Source organism: Mycobacterium sp. IDUB_28, assembly GCF_055419285.1.
This window is the reverse complement of sequence record NZ_JBVAXK010000002.1, coordinates 1-16,775: the sequence shown is the minus strand read 5'-3', so window position 1 is coordinate 16,775 and position 16,775 is coordinate 1. Positions and strand designations below refer to the sequence as shown.

Sequence of the window (16,775 nt, the reverse complement as noted above, 5' to 3'; positions counted from 1 at the left end):
CCGTGGACGTTTCTTGGGATCGGCGAGTCGCGTTCACTATTAATTGGGGACTACTCGCCTACGCCCCGCTGCCACCACCGCGAAGTTTCGACCTCGAACCGGCGCCCACCCACATTGCGCGACGACCGCTCATTCAGCAGGCATGCCCCTGTCGTAACGCTCTGTCTGCCTTGAGAACCCGTTGCGTCGGCGCTGCGGCCTTGCGCCGTGGCGCGGTGATCACCCCGGTCCGTGCTGCGCCCAACTTAATTAATTCACCCACGTATTCTGATTTGTTCGTGTATTGAAAGACAACTGCAGCTAAGGCCAGTACATCGGCGTTCGGGACGTCATCCGAGTCCAACTCATTCGCCAGCACTGATGAACGACTCGTAACATGCCGCAAACGCTCAATACGACATTTCTTTCAATTTCTGGCATTGGCTGTGGTGAGGGTGTGTCGCGTGTAGCGTTTCTCGCGAATTCGCGTTGTGGTGTCTTTGGGAGAGGACCTGAATTGTCGTCGTTTGTGGTTGCTTCGGTTGAGGGTGTTTCTGTGGCGGCGGGTGAGTTGGGTCGTCTTGGGGAGGTGGTGCGGGCGGCGGCGTTGGCGGCGGGGCCGGCGACGGTGGGGGTGGCGCCGTTGGCCGGTGATGAGGTGTCGGCGGCGGTGGCGCGGTTGTTCGGCACTTTCGGTGCGGAGTATCAGGCCCTCAGTGTGCAGGTGGGGGTGTTTCATGAGCGGTTCGTGGCGGCGTTGAGTGGTGCGGGGGCGGCCTATGGGGCTGCGGAGGTGGTGAATGTTTCGCCGTTGCAGGTGTTGGAGCAGGGTGTGTGGGGGGTGATCAATGCCCCGACGAACACGTTGCTGGGTCGGCCGTTGATCGGTGATGGGGCCAATGGGGCGGCGGGCACCGGCCAGGCGGGGGGCGATGGCGGGATTTTGTGGGGCAACGGTGGGGCCGGCGGCTCGGGTGCGGTGGGGCAGGCCGGTGGTCGGGGTGGTGATGCGGGTTTGTGGGGCAATGGTGGGGCCGGCGGTAGGGGCGGCACCGGGGTGGCGGGTGGGATCGGCGCCACCGGTGGTGCCGGCGGGTCCGGGGGTTGGTTGGCCGGGTTCGGCGGGGTCGGCGGGGTGGGCGGTAGCGGCGGAGATGGCTTTGGCGGTGTGGGCGGAGCGGGTGGCACCGGGGGTGCTGGTGGGGCTGGGCGGGCCCTGTTCGGTGGGGGGGCTGGTGATGGCGGTGCTGGCGGGATCGGCGGACAAGGCGGTACCGGTCAGACCGGGACCGCTGGTGGTGGTCTGAGCGCCGGTAAGGGCGGTCTGGGTTTTAACGGGGGCACCGGGGGTCTTGGTGGGGACGGCGGTTCGGCCTACGGGTTGTTCAGCGCTGGGGGGTCTGGCGGTGTCGGGGGGATCGGCGGGACCGGCGGCATGGGCGGTGAGGGCGGTAGCGGTCTCGGTTACCAGATCGAGGGCGGCACCGGCGGTACCGGCGGCACCGGTGGCGGTGCGGGGCTGGGCGGGGCCGCTGGATCGGGCGGAGTGTTCGGCACCCACGGTCATAGCGGCGGCGCGGGCAGCGGCGGGACCGGCGGTACCGGGGGCACCGGCGGGCGCGGCGATCTCGGGACCACCGGGCTCTCCTCGACTGTCCCCACCGCGGGCACCGCGGGTTGGCAGGGCGGGGCCGGAGGCCAGGGCGGTAACGGCGGCGCCGGGATCAACGGGGTCGGCGGCGGTAACGGCGGCACCGGCGGTATCGGCGGGGCCGGTGGTGATGGTGGTACGGGCGGCACCCACACCGGGACCACCACCACCGGAGCCAGCGGCGGCGGCAAAGGCGCCGACGGCGGCCAGGGCGGCGCCGGCGGCGATGCCGGGGCCGGCGGCCAAGGTGTCCAGGGCGGCGCCGACGGCGCCCACGGCGGCGGCGGGCGGGGCGGTGCGGGCGGTGACGGCGGCCGCGGCGCCACCGGAGTCAACGGCAACGACGACCTCCTGGCCCCCTCCCCCGGTGCTCAGGGCGGCCAGGGCGGTGCCGGTGGTGGCGGCGGCGACGGCGGCAAAGGCATCGGCGGTGTCGGCGGCGGGCAGGCCGGTGACGGCGGTAGCGGCGGCCAAGGTGGTGGCGGCGGCCTCGGGGGTTCGAACACCGGCACCACCACCACCGGTGCCACCGGCGGCGGTATGGGTGGTCAGGGTGGTCAGGGCGGCACCGGCGGGGATGCCGGCGCGGCCGGCAAAACGGTCGACAACGGTGTGGCTGGCAGCAACGGCACCGGAGGCCAGGGCGGCCTGGGCGGTAACGGTGGCGGTGGCGCTGCGGGAGCGCCGGCTAAGGCGGGCATCTCCCCGGCGCCGGGCAACCAGGGCGGCCAGGGCGGTGCCGGCGGTGGCGGCGGTGCCGGTGGTGTGGGTATCGACAACACCGGTGGCGGTAACGGCGGCCAGGGCGGTATCGGCGGGACCGGCGGCCAGGGCAGCAACGGCGGCAACAACACCGGCGCTGGTGGTGGTGCGGGTGCCGTCGGCGGCAAGGGTGGCACCGGCGGTGACGCTGGGGCCGCCGGGACCGGCACCCACGGCGGCGCCGACGGTGCCATCGGTACCGGCGGCCAGGGCGGTAACGGCGGCCATGGCGGCAACGGGGCCAACGGAATCACCGCCACCTCCGGGACCTCGCCCACCGACGGTGGCAACGGCGGCAACGGCGGTGACGGCGGCGCCGGCGGTGACGGCGGCGCCGGGATCGGCCAAACCGGCGGCGGCAACGGCGGCAACGGCGGTCTAGGCGGCAACGGCGGTGACGGTAGGAACGGCGGTGACAACACCGGCACCACCGGAGGTGCCGGTGCCAAAGGCGGCAACGGCGGCGGCGGCGGCGGCGCCGGCGCTGCCGGCACCGGAACCGACGGCGGCACCAACGGCGCCATCGGCGCCGGCGGCAACGGCGGCAACGGCGCCAACGGCGGCAAGGGAGCCACCGGCACCACCGGCGCCTCCAGCGCCACACCCGAGGCCGGCGGCCAGGGCGGCCAGGGCGGTGCCGGCGGCCAAGGCGGTGCCGCAGGAGCCGGAATCGGCGGTGTGGGCGGCGGGCAGGCCGGTGACGGCGGCAGCGGCGGTCAAGGTGGTGGCGGCGGCCTGGGTGGCACCCACACCGGCACCACCACCACCGGCGCCACCGGCGGCGGTATGGGTGGTCAGGGTGGTCAGGGCGGCACCGGCGGGGATGCCGGCGCGGCCGGCAAAACGGTCGACAACGGTGTGGCTGGCAGCAACGGCACCGGCGGCAACGGCGGCCTAGGCGGTAACGGCGGCGGGGGCGCTGCGGGAGCGCCGGCTAAGGCGGGCATCTCCCCGGCGCCGGGCAACCAGGGCGGCCAGGGCGGCGCCGGCGGCGCCGGCGGTGCCGGTGGTGTGGGTATCGACAACACCGGTGGCGGTAACGGCGGCCAGGGCGGTATCGGCGGCACCGGCGGCCAGGGCAGCAACGGCGGCAACAACACCGGCGCTGCCGGCGGTGCGGGCGCCGTCGGCGGCAAGGGTGGCACCGGCGGTGACGCCGGAGCCGCCGGGACCGGCACCCACGGCGGCGCCGACGGTGCCATCGGTACCGGCGGCCAGGGCGGTAACGGCGGCCATGGCGGCAACGGGGCCAACGGAATCACCGCCACCTCCGGGACCTCGCCCACCGACGGCGGCAACGGCGGCAACGGCGGTCAAGGCGGCGCCGGCGGTGACGGCGGCGCCGGGATCGGCCAAACCGGCGGCGGCAACGGCGGCAACGGCGGTCAAGGCGGCAACGGCGGTGACGGTAGGAACGGCGGCGACAACACCGGCACCACCGGAGGCGCCGGCGCTCGCGGCGGCAACGGCGGTAACGGCGGCGGCGCCGGCGCTGCCGGCACCGGCACCCACGGCGGCACCAACGGCGCCATCGGCGCCGGCGGCAACGGCGGCAACGGCGCCAACGGCGGCAAGGGAGCCACCGGCACCACCGGCGCCTCCAGCGCCACACCCGAGGCCGGCGGCCAGGGCGGCCAGGGCGGTGCCGGCGGCCAAGGCGGTGCCGCAGGAGCCGGAATCGGCGGCGTCGGCGGCGGCCAAGCCGGCAACGGCGGCAACGGCGGTCAAGGAGGCACCGGCGGCCTGGGCGGCACCAACACCGGCACCACCAGCGGCGCCGGCGCCACCGGAGGCCAAGGCGGCACCGGCGGCAAAGCCGGCGCAGCCGGCGCCGCCCCCGACAACGCCACCACCGGCTCCAACGGCACCGGCGGCAACGGCGGCCAAGGCGGCGACGGCGGCCAAGGCGCCGCCGGCACCACCGGAACCACCGCAACCACCCCCACCGCCGGCGGCAACGCCGGCACCGGCGGCCAAGGCGGTAAAGGCGGCACCGGCGGCGACGGCATCAACGGCACCGGCGGCGGCAACGGCGGCCAAGGCGGCAACGGCGGCCAAGGCGGCGACGGCGGCAACGGCGGCCAAAACACCGGCACCACCGGCACCGCCAGCGCCCGCGGTGGCATGGGCGGCAACGGCGGCAGAGGCGGCGACGGCGGAACACCCGGCGCCGGTAACACCCTGGGCGGCAACGGCGGCAACGGCGGCCAAGGCGGCAACGGAGGCAACGGCGGCTCGAACACCGCCACCGCGTTCGGTTTCGCATCCGGGGGCGGCGCCGGCGGCGGTGGCGCCGGCGGGGACGGTGGCAATGGCGGAGGCGGCTCCGCAATCGGAGGAACCGGAGGCAAGGGCGGCGGTGGCGGTACCGGCGGACCGGCCCTCAACTCGGCCACCAACGCTCTTGCCGGTGGGGGCAGCGGCGGAGGCGGCGGTGGAGGTGGGACCGCCACCGGCACCACTGGCGGAAATGGCGGGGGCGGCGGCGGCGGCGGCGCCGGCGCGTCGGCCGGCAACGGAGCATACGCAGGAGGTGGCGGTGGAGGTGGCGCGGCCGGAGGTCCCGGCGGTGTCGCAGGAAACGGTGGCCACGGTGGAAACGCCACCTACCAGCTCTCTATGGGCGGCGTCGGCGGCAGCGGTGGGGCCGGGGCTGCTAGCGGCAACGGCGGCGGAGGCGGCGGCGGTGCGGCAGGGTGGGTTCAGGGTGTGCCACCCGCAGTCGGTGCGCCCGGCGGCAATGGTCACGGCGGCGCAGAAACCGGGTCGAAGAGCGGGGAGGGCGGAGTGGGTGCCGCTGATAGCTTCAACCTTTATGGAGGCAACGGCGGCACCAGACCGGGCATGGGAGGCGGCGGAGGTAATGGCTACGCGTACGGCCCCACCGAAACCACCGCCGGTCTCCCCGGGCGGTCCAGCTGACCCCGGCTGGCCACCCTTACGGCGAGACCTGCAGACACTCCGCTAGGGATGCGCGACCGAGGCTGCCAGGAGGCCGAGCGCGATCACCGGGAATAAACCCTGAGTCACCGCCGCCCGCGCCTTATTGCGCGCCGAGATCAGCAGCACCACCGCAGCGGCCGCCATCGACCCCACGCCCGCGAAAATCAACGCGGCGCCAGGGACCCGGCGATCCAGCAGCACCAAGACGATGCCGACACCGGCGACGACGGCCAGAAACAGGTTGTAGAAGCCCTGGTTGAACGCCAGCAGCTTGGTGGTTTCGGCTTCCTCCGCGGTGGTGCCGAAGGTCGCGCGGGTGCGTTTCGACGTCCAGGTGAACGACTCCATGGTCCAGATGTACACGTGCAGCACCGCAGCCAGAGCGGCGAAAACCAGAGCGGCAGTGACCATCTCACGTCCTCCTAGTCGAACAGTCCAGGCTGGTTGACTCCCGCCGGTGGCGTCATGCCCAGGTGCGTCCAGGCTTTCGCGGTCGCTACCCGGCCGCGTGGTGTCCGTGCCACCATGCCCGCGCGTACCAGGAAAGGCTCGCACACCTCCTCCACCGTCGCGGCCTCCTCGCCGACCGCCACCGCCAGCGTGGACACCCCGACCGGCCCGCCGCCGAAGCTGCGGGTCAGCGCCGACAACACCGCCCGGTCGAGCCGGTCCAGGCCCAGTTCGTCGACGTCGTACACCTCCAGCGCCGCCTTGGCGACATCGCGGGTGATGACACCGTCGGCGCGCACTTCGGCGTAGTCGCGGACCCGGCGCAACAGCCGGTTGGCGATCCGCGGCGTCCCGCGCGAGCGGCGCGCGATCTCCGCACCGGCCTCGCGGCCCAACTCGATGCCCAGGATTCCGGCCGAGCGGGTCAGCACCCGTTCCAGCTCGGCGGGTTCGTAGAAGTCCATGTGCGCGGTGAAACCGAACCGGTCCCGCAGCGGGCCGGTCAGCGCCCCGGACCGGGTGGTCGCGCCGACCAGAGTGAAGGGGGCCACCTCGAGCGGAATGGATGTCGCCCCCGGACCTTTGCCGACCACCACGTCGACCCGGAAGTCTTCCATGGCCAGATAGAGCATCTCTTCTGCGGGCCGGGCGATGCGGTGGATCTCATCGATGAACAGCACGTCATGCTCGACCAGGTTGGACAACATCGCGGCCAGGTCACCAGCCCGCTCCAGGGCGGGACCCGACGTGACGCGCAACGAGGATCCCAGCTCGGCGGCGATGATCATCGCCAACGACGTCTTACCCAATCCGGGTGGCCCGGACAGCAGGATGTGATCGGGAGTTCCGCCCCGGTTCTTGGCACCCTCGATGACCAGCTGCAACTGCTCGCGGACCCGCGGCTGCCCGATGAACTCGCGCAGCGAACGCGGCCGCAGGCTGCCGTCGATGTCGCCCTCGCCGACGGCTAGCGTCGGGGCCACGTCGCGCTCGTCGAAGTCGTCGCTCATTTCTTGCCCAGCAGCGACAGCGCAGCCCGCAAGGCCGTCGATGTGGTGGCCTCCCGGTGCTCAGCCAGCACTTTGTCGGTGGCCTCCTCGGCCTGCTTGGCCGCAAAGCCCAGGCCGATCAACGCCTCCACTACCGGACCGCGCACCGCGTGGCCGTTCGCGGCGGCCGCCGGGCCGGCTGAGCTCACCGCGCCGATCTTGTCGCGCAGCTCCAGCACCATCCGTTCGGCGCTGCGCTTGCCGATGCCGGGCACCCGGGTAAGAGCGGTGACGTCACCGTCGGCCAGCGCCTGCCGCAGGGTGGCTGCGTCATGCACGGCCAGGGTCGCCATCGCCAGGCGCGGCCCCACCCCGGACACCGATAGCAGCGTCAGGAACAGGTCCCGGGTCTCGCCGTCGCAGAACCCGTACAGGGTCATCGAGTCTTCCCGCACAATCATGGCGGTGATCAACCGGGCTTCGCTCCCCTGCCGCAGCGTGGCCAGCGTCGACGGCGTCGCATTCACCCGGTACCCGACGCCGGCCGCCTCGATGACCGCATGATCCAGCGCCACGAGGAGCACCTGACCGCGCACCGACGCGATCATCGGGCGGCCTTCAGCTTGGCCTGGTAGGCGCGCCGATGCTCCGCAGCCAGCGCTTCAGCCGCGGCCATCCGCGCAATCATCGGCGCCCGCCAGCAGTGGCAGATGGCCAGCGCCAGCGCATCGGCGGCGTCGGCCGGCGTCGGCTTTGCCTGCAGCGCAAGGATTCTGGTGACCATGGCAGTAACCTGCGCCTTGTCGGCGGCGCCGTTGCCGGTCACCGCGGCCTTGACCTCTGAAGGCGTGTGGAAGTGCACCTCGATGTCGCGCTTGGCCGCTGCCAGCGCGATCACGCCACCGGCCTGCGCGGTGCCCATCACCGTCGACACATTGTGTTGGGAGAACACTCGCTCGATGGCCAGCACGTCCGGATGGTGGGTGTCCAGCCAGTGCTCGACTGCGTCACTGATGGCCAGCAGCCTTCGATGCAACGGCTCGCCCGACGGGGTGCGGACCACGTCGACGTCCAGCGCGGTGATCTGCCGCCCGCGCCCGTTCTCCACCAGGGACAGCCCGCATCGCGTCAACCCGGGATCGACGCCCATCACCCGCACCACAGCTCCCCACGTCGCACCGAACAGCTGTTCGATAGCGTAACCGGTGCCGGTGACATCGTCGGCCAGGGACACGCTGGGTAGGTTGTGAACCGTGCCGCTCCACCAGCTAGCCGTCACCCCGGCCGACGTATCCGGAGCACGGTTGGGATTGACACTCAACGAGGCCGCCCCCAACCCGCTGGCGACCTGTCGATTGGACCATCCGCGCGGCGGGGCGTTGTTGCTGGGCGTGCTGGGCGCGTCGCATGTCGTGGTCGCCGAGCACGGCGGCCTCCGGTTCTCCGAGCAGGTGTCCTGCACTGCCGGCGGCAATCTGCCCGAGCGCTCCGAAGCAACCGGCTACACCCTGCGCTCACATATCGAAGGGCATGACGCAGCCGGATTCCGCGCGCTTGCGCGCGAACTGCGGACCCAGTGCGCAGGTCAAACCGGCTGGCTGGGCGGGGTGTTCCCGGGTGACGACGCCGCACTGACGGCACTGGCCGCCGAGCCCGACGGCGCCGGATGGCGGTGGCGGACCTGGCACCTGTACCCCACCGAGGCCGGCGGGATGGTGGTGCACACCGCGAGCCGGTGGCACCCCTAACCGCAGTTACTCCTCGTCGAGCGCGGCCAGCACCTCGTCGGACAGATCGACGTTGGTCCACACGTTCTGCACGTCGTCGCTGTCCTCCAGCGCGTCGACCAGTTTGAACACCTTGCGGGCGCCCTCCACGTCGACCGGCACACTGACTGACGGCTGGAAGCTGGCCTCCGCGGACTCGTAGTCGATACCGGCCTCCTGCAGGGCGGTGCGTACCGCGACCAGGTCGGTGGGTTCGGAGATCACCTCGAAGCTGTCGCCGAGGTCGTTGACGTCCTCGGCCCCGGCTTCCAGCACGGCCGTCAGCACGTCGTCCTCGGTGAGGCCGTTCTTCTCCAGGGTGACGATGCCCTTGCGAGTGAACAGGTACGACACCGACCCGGGGTCGGCCATATTGCCGCCGTTGCGGGTGACCGCCACCCGGACCTCGCCGGCCGCGCGGTTGCGGTTGTCGGTCAGGCATTCGATCAGTACCGCAACACCATTGGGTCCGTAGCCCTCGTACATGATGGTCTGATAGTCGGCACCGCCGGCTTCCTCACCAGCGCCGCGCTTGCGGGCCCGTTCAATGTTGTCGTTGGGCACCGAGGTCTTCTTCGCCTTCTGGATGGCGTCGTACAACGTCGGGTTACCCGCCGGGTCTCCCCCGCCGGTGCGGGCGGCGACCTCGATGTTCTTGATCAGCCGGGCAAATTCCTTGCCGCGGCGGGCGTCTTTGACGGCCTTCTGATGCTTGGTGGTGGCCCACTTGGAATGGCCGCTCATGACTCTGACTTACCTCTTTCGCTGAAAAGTTCGCCCATCGAGTCTACGTGGCGCCTGATTCGCCCGGCTTGATCCACCTCCGCCGGGACAACCGCCACGCAACCGCTACCCCGTAACCCTGAATCGGTGGGGTGGTGTCCGCTCGTATTGTCGGCGCGACACTCGCACAAAGCAGTTCCAGCAAATTGACGAACGGGTTGCAATGCACGGGTTACGCTTCGCGCCAATGATCGCCGGACGGGCCTGGGGATCGTGTCGTGAAGGTGAGGGTCGTCGATGTCGTATGTGTTTGCTGTTCCTGAGTTGATGGCGGCGGCGGCCGGTGACGTGTCCGGCATCGGGGCGGCGGTGCAGACAGCGAACGCTGCGGCCGCGGCGACCACGACGCAGTTGGCGGCGGCAGCTGGTGATGAGGTGTCGGCGCTCGTCGCGGCCCTGTTCGGGGCGCACGGGCAGCAGTATCAGGCCTTGAGTGCGCAGGCGGCGGGGTTTCATGAGCAGTTTTTGCAGACCTTGGCCGGGGCCGGTCAGGCGTATGCCGCGGCGGAGGCCGCCAGCATTGAGCAGTTGCTCCTCGGGGTGATCAATGCGCCCACGCAGGCGTTGCTGGGACGGCCATTGATCGGTGATGGAGCCAGCGCCACTACGGCGGGGGGTCGCGGTGGTGACGGTGGCTTGTTGTTCGGCAACGGCGGAAGCGGTGCGGCGGGGGCGGCCGGGCAAAACGGTGGAGCGGGCGGGTCGGCGGGGTTGTTCGGCACTGGGGGCCGTGGTGGCGACGGTGGTGCGGGCGCCAACGGTGCAGCGGGTGTGGCAGGCACGGCGGGCGGCAATGGTGGTGCAGGCGGTGCGGGTGGATTCTTCTTCGGTCAGGGCGGGGCCGGTGGGGCCGGTGGGATGGGTGGAAACGGTGGCACGGGGGCGTCAGCGGTCGCGGGTAGTGGCGCGGCAGGTGTGTCTGGGGCTGTTGGTGGGGCCGGTGGCCAGGGTGGTGCTGGTGGTGCGCACGGGTTGTTCTTTGGTAATGGCGGTAGCGGCGGCATGGGCGGTAGCGGGGGTACGGGTGGTTTAGGCGGTGACGGTGCTTCGGCTGCCGGTGCGGCCGGGGGTGCCGGGGGCAGCGGGGGCACCGGGGGTGCGGCCGGTGCCGGTGGTGCAGGCGGGTCCGGGGGCGGTGTGGCAGGCGCGGCCGGCACGGGTGGGCAGGGCGGGGTCGGCGGTAACGGCGCTATTGGCGCCGACGCCAGCGGTGTGCTCGGTGACGGGACTGGTGCTACCGGGCTTTCCGGAGGCGCGGGTGGGGCCGGTGGCACGGGCGGGAACAGCGGCGTCGGGGGTACTAATGGCTCGGGCGGACAAGGCGGTATTGGCGGGGACGGCGGGCGTGGCGCCGACGGCGCGGCGACGGGGGTGACCGGCGGTACCGGCGGCACCGGCGGGCAGGGCGGTGCTGCGGGCGCCGGGGGGGCGGCCGGTACGGGAGGTACCGGTGGGACCGGCGGATCTTTGGGGACCGGGGGTGCGGGGGGCCGCGGCGGCGACGGTGGATCGGTGAGCCTGACTACTGCGGCTGCCGTGACCGGTGGCGATGGTGGCCAGGGCGGGACGCCCGGTGTCGGCGGCGCCGGCGGTGACGGCGGCAGGGGCGGCGACGCGAACAACTACGGATCGGGTGATGCCACCGGCGGTTCCGGCGGCGCCGGCACGAGCGGGACCACCGGCGGCAACGGCGGCGCCGGCGGCTACGCCGAGGCCCACGGGGTGTCGGCGCAGGCCAACGCAGGTGCTGGCGGGGTGGGTGGTACCGGCAGCGCCGGGCGCGGCGGCAACGGCGGCGACGGCGGCTCGGCGTCCATCTACAACGCCGGGTCGGCGGTCAACGTCGTCGGAGCCAACGGCGCGGCGGGTGGTACCGGCACGACCGGCGGCGGCAACGGCGGCAACGGCGGCAGCGCGTACACCACAGGGTCGGGCACGGTCACCGGCGGTGACGGTGCGGCCGGGACCAACGGTGCCACCGGCGGCGATGGCGGCGCCGGTGGCACCGCCACGACGTCCGGATTCGGGCAGGTCACCGCGGGTGCGGGCGGGGAGGGTGGTACCGGCAGCGCCGGGCGCGGCGGCAACGGCGGCGACGGCGGCTCGGCGGCCATCTTCAACGGCGGGTCGGCAGGCAACGCGGTCGGCGCCAACGGCGCGGCGGGTGGTACCGGGACCACTGGCGGCGGCGACGGCGGCAAGGGCGGCAACGCGACCACCTTAGGGTCGGGCACGGCCACCGGCGGCGACGGGGCGGCTGGGGCCAGCGGGGCCACCGGCGGCAACGGCGGCAGAGGTGGCAACGCCGAGGCCTACGGGTCCGGTCAGGTCACCGCGGGTGCGGGCGGGGTGGGCGGTACCGGGACCGCCGGGCGCGGCGGCAACGGCGGCAACGGCGGCGCGGCGGCCATCTACGACGGCGGGTCGGCGCTGAACGTGGTCGGCGCCAACGGCGCCGCTGGCGGTGTCGGCACCACCGGCGGGGGCGACGGTGGCAATGGCGGCTACGCGTTCACCTCCGGGTCGGGCTCCGCCACCGGCGGTAATGGGGCCGCCGGGACCAGCGGGGCCACCGGCGGTGACGGCGGCAACGGCGGCGACGCCAGAGCCAGCGGGTCCGGGCAGGTCACCGCGGGTGCTGGCGGGGTGGGTGGTACCGGCAGCGCCGGGCGCGGCGGTAACGGCGGCGACGGCGGCTCGGCGTCCATCTTCAACGCTGGGTCGGCGGCCGATGTGGTCGGCGCCAACGGCGCAGCGGGCGGCACCGGCACCGCCGGCGGGGGCAACGGCGGCAACGGCGGCCACGCGTCCACCTCCGGGTCAGGCACCGCCACCGGCGGCGACGGGGCCACCGGGACCAGCGGGGCCACCGGCGGCAACGGCGGCAACGGTGGTAGCGCCACGACCTTCGGGTCCGGGCAGGTGAACGCCGGTGCGGGCGGGCTGGGTGGCACCGGCACCGCCGGGCGCGGCGGTAACGGCGGCGACGGCGGTGCGGCGTCCATCTTCAACAGCGCGTCGGCGGCCAATGCGGTCGGTGCCAATGGCGCCGCCGGCGGTACCGGCACCACCGGTAGCGGCCACGGCGGCAACGGCGGCGACGCGTTCACCGATGGGTCAGGCACCGCCACCGGCGGGAACGGGGCCACCGGGACAAGCGGGGCCACCGGCGGCAACGGCGGCAACGGCGGTAGCGCCACGACCTCCGGGTCCGGGCAGGCCACCGCGGGTGCGGGCGGGGTGGGCGGCACCGGCACCGCCGGGCGCGGCGGCAACGGCGGCAACGGCGGCTCGGCGGTCATCACCAGCAGCGCCTCGGCGCTGAACGCGGCCGGCGCCAACGGCGCCGCGGGTGGCACCGGCACCACCGGCGGCGGCAACGGTGGCGACGGTGGCAACGCGTTCACCACCGGGTCAGGCACCGCCACCGGCGGGAACGGGGCCGCGGGGACCAGCGGGGCCACCGGCGGCAACGGCGGCAACGGGGGCAACGCGGAGACCCAAGGGTCCGGACAGGCCACCGCGGGTGCGGGCGGGGTAGGCGGCACCGGCACCGCCGGGCGCGGCGGCAACGGCGGCAACGGCGGCTCGGCGACCATCCTCAACAGCGCGTCGGCGCTCAACGTGGCCGGTGCCAACGGCGCGGCAGGCGGCACCGGCACCACCGGTAGCGGCCACGGCGGCAACGGCGGCAACGCGAGCACCGCCGGGTCAGGCACCGCGACCGGCGGTAACGGGGCCGCCGGGACCAGCGGGGCCACCGGCGGCAACGGCGGCAACGGCGGCTACGCCGAAGCCCGCGGGTCCGGGCAGGTCAACGCGGGTGCGGGCGGGGTAGGCGGCACCGGCACCGCCGGGCGCGGCGGCGACGGTGGCGACGGCGGCTCGACGATCATTCGTAATAACGGCTCGGTGGTCAACGCCGTCGGCGCCAACGGCGCGGCAGGCGGCACCGGGACTACCGGCGGCGGCAACGGCGGCAACGGCGGCTACGCATACACCGAGGGTTTGGGCACCGCCACCGGCGGTGACGGGGCCGCCGGGACCAACGGGGCCACCGGCGGTGACGGCGGCAATGGCGGTGCGGCGATCATCAACAACGCGGCGTCCACGGTGACCGCCACAGCGGGCGCCGGAGGCAACGGCGGGACCGGCAGCGCGGGCGCGGGCGGCGACGGCGGCGACGGCGGCAACGCAACCAACTTCGGCAACCCCGCCAACGCCGTTGGCGGCAGCGGTGGAGCTGCGGGCGCCGGTACACCACCCGGCTCGCCCGGCATCGATGGAACCCCGTAGTCCGGTCGATTTATCCGCCGCGTAGTCGTCGGCTGGGGTTGCCGCTGCGGCGATGCCGCTCTTCGAGTCGTGTGAATCATGCGGCCGGTGCTCTGAACCTAGTGGCGGCCCTCGACCATTTCGACGAACAACCGATGCACCCGCCGGTCTCCCGTCATCTCCGGGTGGAACGCCGTCGCCAGCACCGCACCTTGGCGTACCGCCACGATGTGCCCGGCCGCTCGGGCCAGCACCCGCACGCCCGAGCCGATCCGCTCGACCCAGGGTGCCCGGATAAACACGGCACGTACCGCAGAATCCAACCCCTCGAACGGGATATCACCTTCGAATGAATCGACCTGACGTCCAAAGGCGTTGCGCCGCACCGTCATATCGATCCCCCGCAACGGCAGCGCGGCGCGGCCGTCGGCTCCGGCATCGAGAATCTCGGTGGCCAACAGGATCATTCCGGCGCACGCCCCGTACGCCGGCAGCCCGTCGGCCAGCCGCGCGCGCAACGGCTCGAGCAGGTCGAAATCACGCAACAGATGGCTCATTGCGGTGGACTCCCCACCCGGAAGCACCAGCCCGTCCACCGCGTCGAGTTCGGCGCGGCGGCGCACCGTCAGCGCGTCGGCGCCGGCTTCACGCAGGGCGGCCAGATGTTCGCGGGTGTCGCCCTGCAGCGCAAGCACCCCGATCCGCGGTGGGCTCACGACCGGTAGTCACGCTTGAAGCGGGTCAGCCCCTCCTGCATCACCGCGGCCACCATCTCGCCGCTCTGGTTGAAGATCTTGCCCTGGCACAGCGCGCGGCCCCCGCCGGCCGACGGCGAGGACTGATCGTAGAGCAGCCATTCGTCAGCGCGGAATGCCCGCATGAACCACATCGCATGATCCAGCGACGACACCTGCAGGTGCTGGCGTTCCTCCATATGGTTGACCTGCGCCGAGCCCAGCAGGGTCAGGTCGCTCATGTAGGCCAGCGCACAGATGTGCAGCACCGGGTCGTCGGGCAGCGGGTCGCGGTGCCGGAACCACACTTGCTGCTGGGAAGCCTTGCCGGGCAACAGCTTCAGGTTCTCCCGCGGCACGATGCAGACGTCCCACTCCTCGAACTGCTTGAACCCCGCGTCGTCGAATACCTTCACCGAGTTCAGGCCGGGCAGTCCATCCGGTGGCGGCGCCGCAGGCATGGCGTCCTGATGGTTGATGCCTTCCTGGTCGGTCTGGAACGACGCACCCATGCTGAAGATGATCTCGCCGTGCTGGATCGCGTTGACCCGCCTGGTAGCGAACGACCCCCCGTCGCGGGTCCGCTCGACGATGAAGACCGTGCGTTCCTTGGCGTCTCCCGGGCGCAGGAAATAGCCGTGCAGCGAGTGGACCTGGTAGCGCGGGTCGACCGTGCGCACCGCCGAGACCAGCGACTGACCGGCCACATGACCGCCGAAGGTGCGCTGCAAAAATCCCGATTCCGGGCTGAACACGCTACCGCGGTAGATGTTGACCTCGAGCTGCTCGAGATCGAGGATCTCTTCGATCGCCACGGATAGTTCTTACCAGCCGCGTTGGGCCAGGCGATGCGGCTCCGCGATCTCCTCCACGTTGATGCCGACCATCGCTTCGCCCAAGCCGCGCGACACCTTGGCCAGCACGTCAGGATCGTCATAGAAGGTGGTGGCCTTGACGATCGCCGCGGCCCGCTGGGCCGGATCGCCGGACTTGAAGATCCCCGAGCCGACGAACACGCCCTCGGCGCCGAGTTGCATCATCATCGCGGCGTCGGCCGGGGTCGCGATGCCGCCGGCGGTGAACAGCGTGACCGGCAGCTTGCCGGCGCGGGCGACCTCCACGACGAGATCGTAGGGCGCCTGCAATTCCTTTGCGGCAACGAACAATTCGTCTTCAGACAACGAGGTGAGCCGACGGATCTCACCGCCTATGGCGCGCATGTGCGTGGTCGCGTTGGAGACGTCGCCGGTGCCGGCCTCGCCCTTGGATCGGATCATCGCCGCACCCTCGGTGATGCGTCGCAACGCCTCGCCCAGATTGGTGGCACCGCACACGAACGGCACGGTGAAGTTCCACTTGTCGATGTGATGGGTGTAGTCGGCCGGGGTAAGCACCTCGGATTCATCGACATAATCCACCCCGAGGCTCTGCAGTATCTGCGCCTCGACGAAGTGCCCGATCCGGGCCTTGGCCATCACCGGAATGGTGACCGCATCGATGATGCCCTCGATCATGTCGGGGTCACTCATCCGCGATACCCCACCCTGGGCGCGGATGTCCGCGGGTACCCGTTCCAGCGCCATCACTGCGACGGCGCCGGCGCCTTCGGCAATCCGGGCCTGCTCTGGGGTGACGACATCCATGATGACGCCGCCCTTGAGCATCTCTGCCATGCCCCGTTTCACCCGGGCGGTTCCGGTTTGGGCCCCGTTCTGCTGGGTCTCCACTACTCTCCTCGACTCTCGATTCAGGGGTCCAGTCTAGTGGTCCGCGACAAGTCGGTTTCCCGCTGCGGGGCTGCGTCACCCGCGTTCGGCGGATTCGGGCCGGGCTTCATCTACCACCTACCCACAAAGCTCGGCCAGAAAGTTTGAGTGAGTGTGATGTCTCAGGACATCGGTGTCAGTTCTATATCAAGACATCGGTGACGGTTGATGACCGCCTTGACGAAGACGGCGATGACGGCTTGGGCGGTCTCACCCCACGCCACCTGCCAGGCGACGGCAAAGCGAGAGTGGTCGTCGATGAGCTGCAGGATCACGCGCGTGCGTCCGCCGGTCAGAACGTACTCGGTGCCGTCGAGTAGTCAGCACGCATTCGGGGCCGGATAGGCGAACCGCCGCCACGCCGACCCGAGGCTTCTTCTTCGGTTCCAGTCGAGCCACGCCTGCCTCGCGGAAGATGGTCCCGAGACATCACAGAAGTCTAAGTCAGCAGAATTTGCTATAATCGAACGTATGTTCGAGCAGTTGTGTGATGAGGCGCCGCCGCCTCGGGAGGACCCGTCGCTGTATTGGGCCTGGATCGATGACATGACCAAGGTGTGGCACCACGTCCTGAAAACGCCGACCGAGCAATCTCGGGGCTGGATCGAGGCGATCCGGGCCGGTCAGCGGATGGAAAGCCAGGCCGCCGCGGCACAGTTGATGGCCATCGGGGAGTT

12 protein-coding genes and 1 pseudogene are annotated in these 16,775 nt (G+C 71.9%); 4 read left to right on the top strand and 9 right to left on the bottom strand.

The window, feature by feature from the left end; translation table 11 throughout:
• The first annotated feature begins 535 nt into the window (after positions 1-535).
• Complete coding sequence (locus tag ACZYZ9_RS04170) at positions 536-5,314, top strand: PE family protein (RefSeq protein WP_463824963.1); 4,779 nt, start codon at positions 536-538, stop codon at positions 5,312-5,314.
• A 42-nt stretch (positions 5,315-5,356) separates the two neighbouring features.
• On the opposite strand, the gene ACZYZ9_RS04165 is transcribed toward ACZYZ9_RS04170, so the two are convergent.
• From ACZYZ9_RS04165 to ruvC, 4 genes are read right to left on the bottom strand one after another with little or no spacing between them, the layout of a single operon-like run.
• Positions 5,357-5,746, bottom strand: coding sequence for a DUF1304 domain-containing protein (locus ACZYZ9_RS04165; protein WP_463824962.1), 390 nt, complete (start codon positions 5,744-5,746; stop codon positions 5,357-5,359).
• A gap of 11 nt (positions 5,747-5,757) precedes the next feature.
• Positions 5,758-6,795: a Holliday junction branch migration DNA helicase RuvB gene (gene ruvB / locus ACZYZ9_RS04160; protein WP_463824961.1), complete on the bottom strand. Its 1,038-nt coding sequence runs from the start codon at positions 6,793-6,795 to the stop codon at positions 5,758-5,760.
• Entirely contained in the window at positions 6,792-7,382 is a 591-nt protein-coding gene (ruvA, locus tag ACZYZ9_RS04155) for a Holliday junction branch migration protein RuvA (RefSeq protein ID WP_463824960.1), read from the bottom strand. The genes ruvB and ruvA overlap by 4 nt, the downstream gene beginning before the upstream one ends.
• Positions 7,379-7,933, bottom strand: a complete 555-nt coding sequence (ruvC, locus tag ACZYZ9_RS04150) for a crossover junction endodeoxyribonuclease RuvC (RefSeq protein ID WP_463825431.1) — start codon at positions 7,931-7,933, stop codon at positions 7,379-7,381. The genes ruvA and ruvC overlap by 4 nt, the downstream gene beginning before the upstream one ends.
• 94 nt (positions 7,934-8,027) lie before the next feature.
• Here ruvC and ACZYZ9_RS04145 point away from each other — a divergent pair, with 94 nt between their 5' ends.
• Positions 8,028-8,522 carry a DUF2617 family protein gene (locus ACZYZ9_RS04145; protein WP_463824959.1) on the top strand — a complete coding sequence of 165 codons (495 nt, stop codon included), beginning with the start codon at positions 8,028-8,030 and terminating at the stop codon, positions 8,520-8,522.
• 6 nt (positions 8,523-8,528) lie between these two features.
• Here ACZYZ9_RS04145 and ACZYZ9_RS04140 read toward each other — a convergent pair whose 3' ends face one another.
• Complete coding sequence (locus ACZYZ9_RS04140) at positions 8,529-9,284, bottom strand: YebC/PmpR family DNA-binding transcriptional regulator (RefSeq protein ID WP_463824958.1); 756 nt, start codon at positions 9,282-9,284, stop codon at positions 8,529-8,531.
• A gap of 276 nt (positions 9,285-9,560) precedes the next feature.
• Here ACZYZ9_RS04140 and ACZYZ9_RS04135 point away from each other — a divergent pair, with 276 nt between their 5' ends.
• On the top strand, positions 9,561-13,619 hold the full coding sequence (locus ACZYZ9_RS04135; protein WP_463824957.1) for a PE family protein: 4,059 nt from the start codon (positions 9,561-9,563) through the stop codon (positions 13,617-13,619).
• A gap of 98 nt (positions 13,620-13,717) precedes the next feature.
• On the opposite strand, the gene pdxT is transcribed toward ACZYZ9_RS04135, so the two are convergent.
• The 4 genes and pseudogenes from pdxT to ACZYZ9_RS04115 all read right to left on the bottom strand — a co-directional run.
• Positions 13,718-14,314: a pyridoxal 5'-phosphate synthase glutaminase subunit PdxT gene (gene pdxT / locus ACZYZ9_RS04130; protein WP_463824956.1), complete on the bottom strand. Its 597-nt coding sequence runs from the start codon at positions 14,312-14,314 to the stop codon at positions 13,718-13,720.
• Positions 14,311-15,147 carry an acyl-CoA thioesterase II gene (tesB, locus tag ACZYZ9_RS04125; RefSeq protein WP_463824955.1) on the bottom strand — a complete coding sequence of 279 codons (837 nt, stop codon included), beginning with the start codon at positions 15,145-15,147 and terminating at the stop codon, positions 14,311-14,313. Before tesB ends, pdxT begins: the two co-directional genes overlap by 4 nt.
• 9 nt (positions 15,148-15,156) lie before the next feature.
• Positions 15,157-16,059: a pyridoxal 5'-phosphate synthase lyase subunit PdxS gene (gene pdxS, locus ACZYZ9_RS04120; RefSeq protein ID WP_463824954.1), complete on the bottom strand. Its 903-nt coding sequence runs from the start codon at positions 16,057-16,059 to the stop codon at positions 15,157-15,159.
• A 209-nt stretch (positions 16,060-16,268) separates the two neighbouring features.
• Positions 16,269-16,524: pseudogene (locus ACZYZ9_RS04115) on the bottom strand (IS481 family transposase); the annotation flags it as partial.
• 45 nt (positions 16,525-16,569) lie between these two features.
• On the opposite strand from ACZYZ9_RS04115, the gene ACZYZ9_RS04110 reads away from it, so the two are divergent.
• The coding region (locus tag ACZYZ9_RS04110) for a hypothetical protein (RefSeq protein ID WP_463824953.1) at positions 16,570-16,775 on the top strand (206 nt) is incomplete at its 3' end.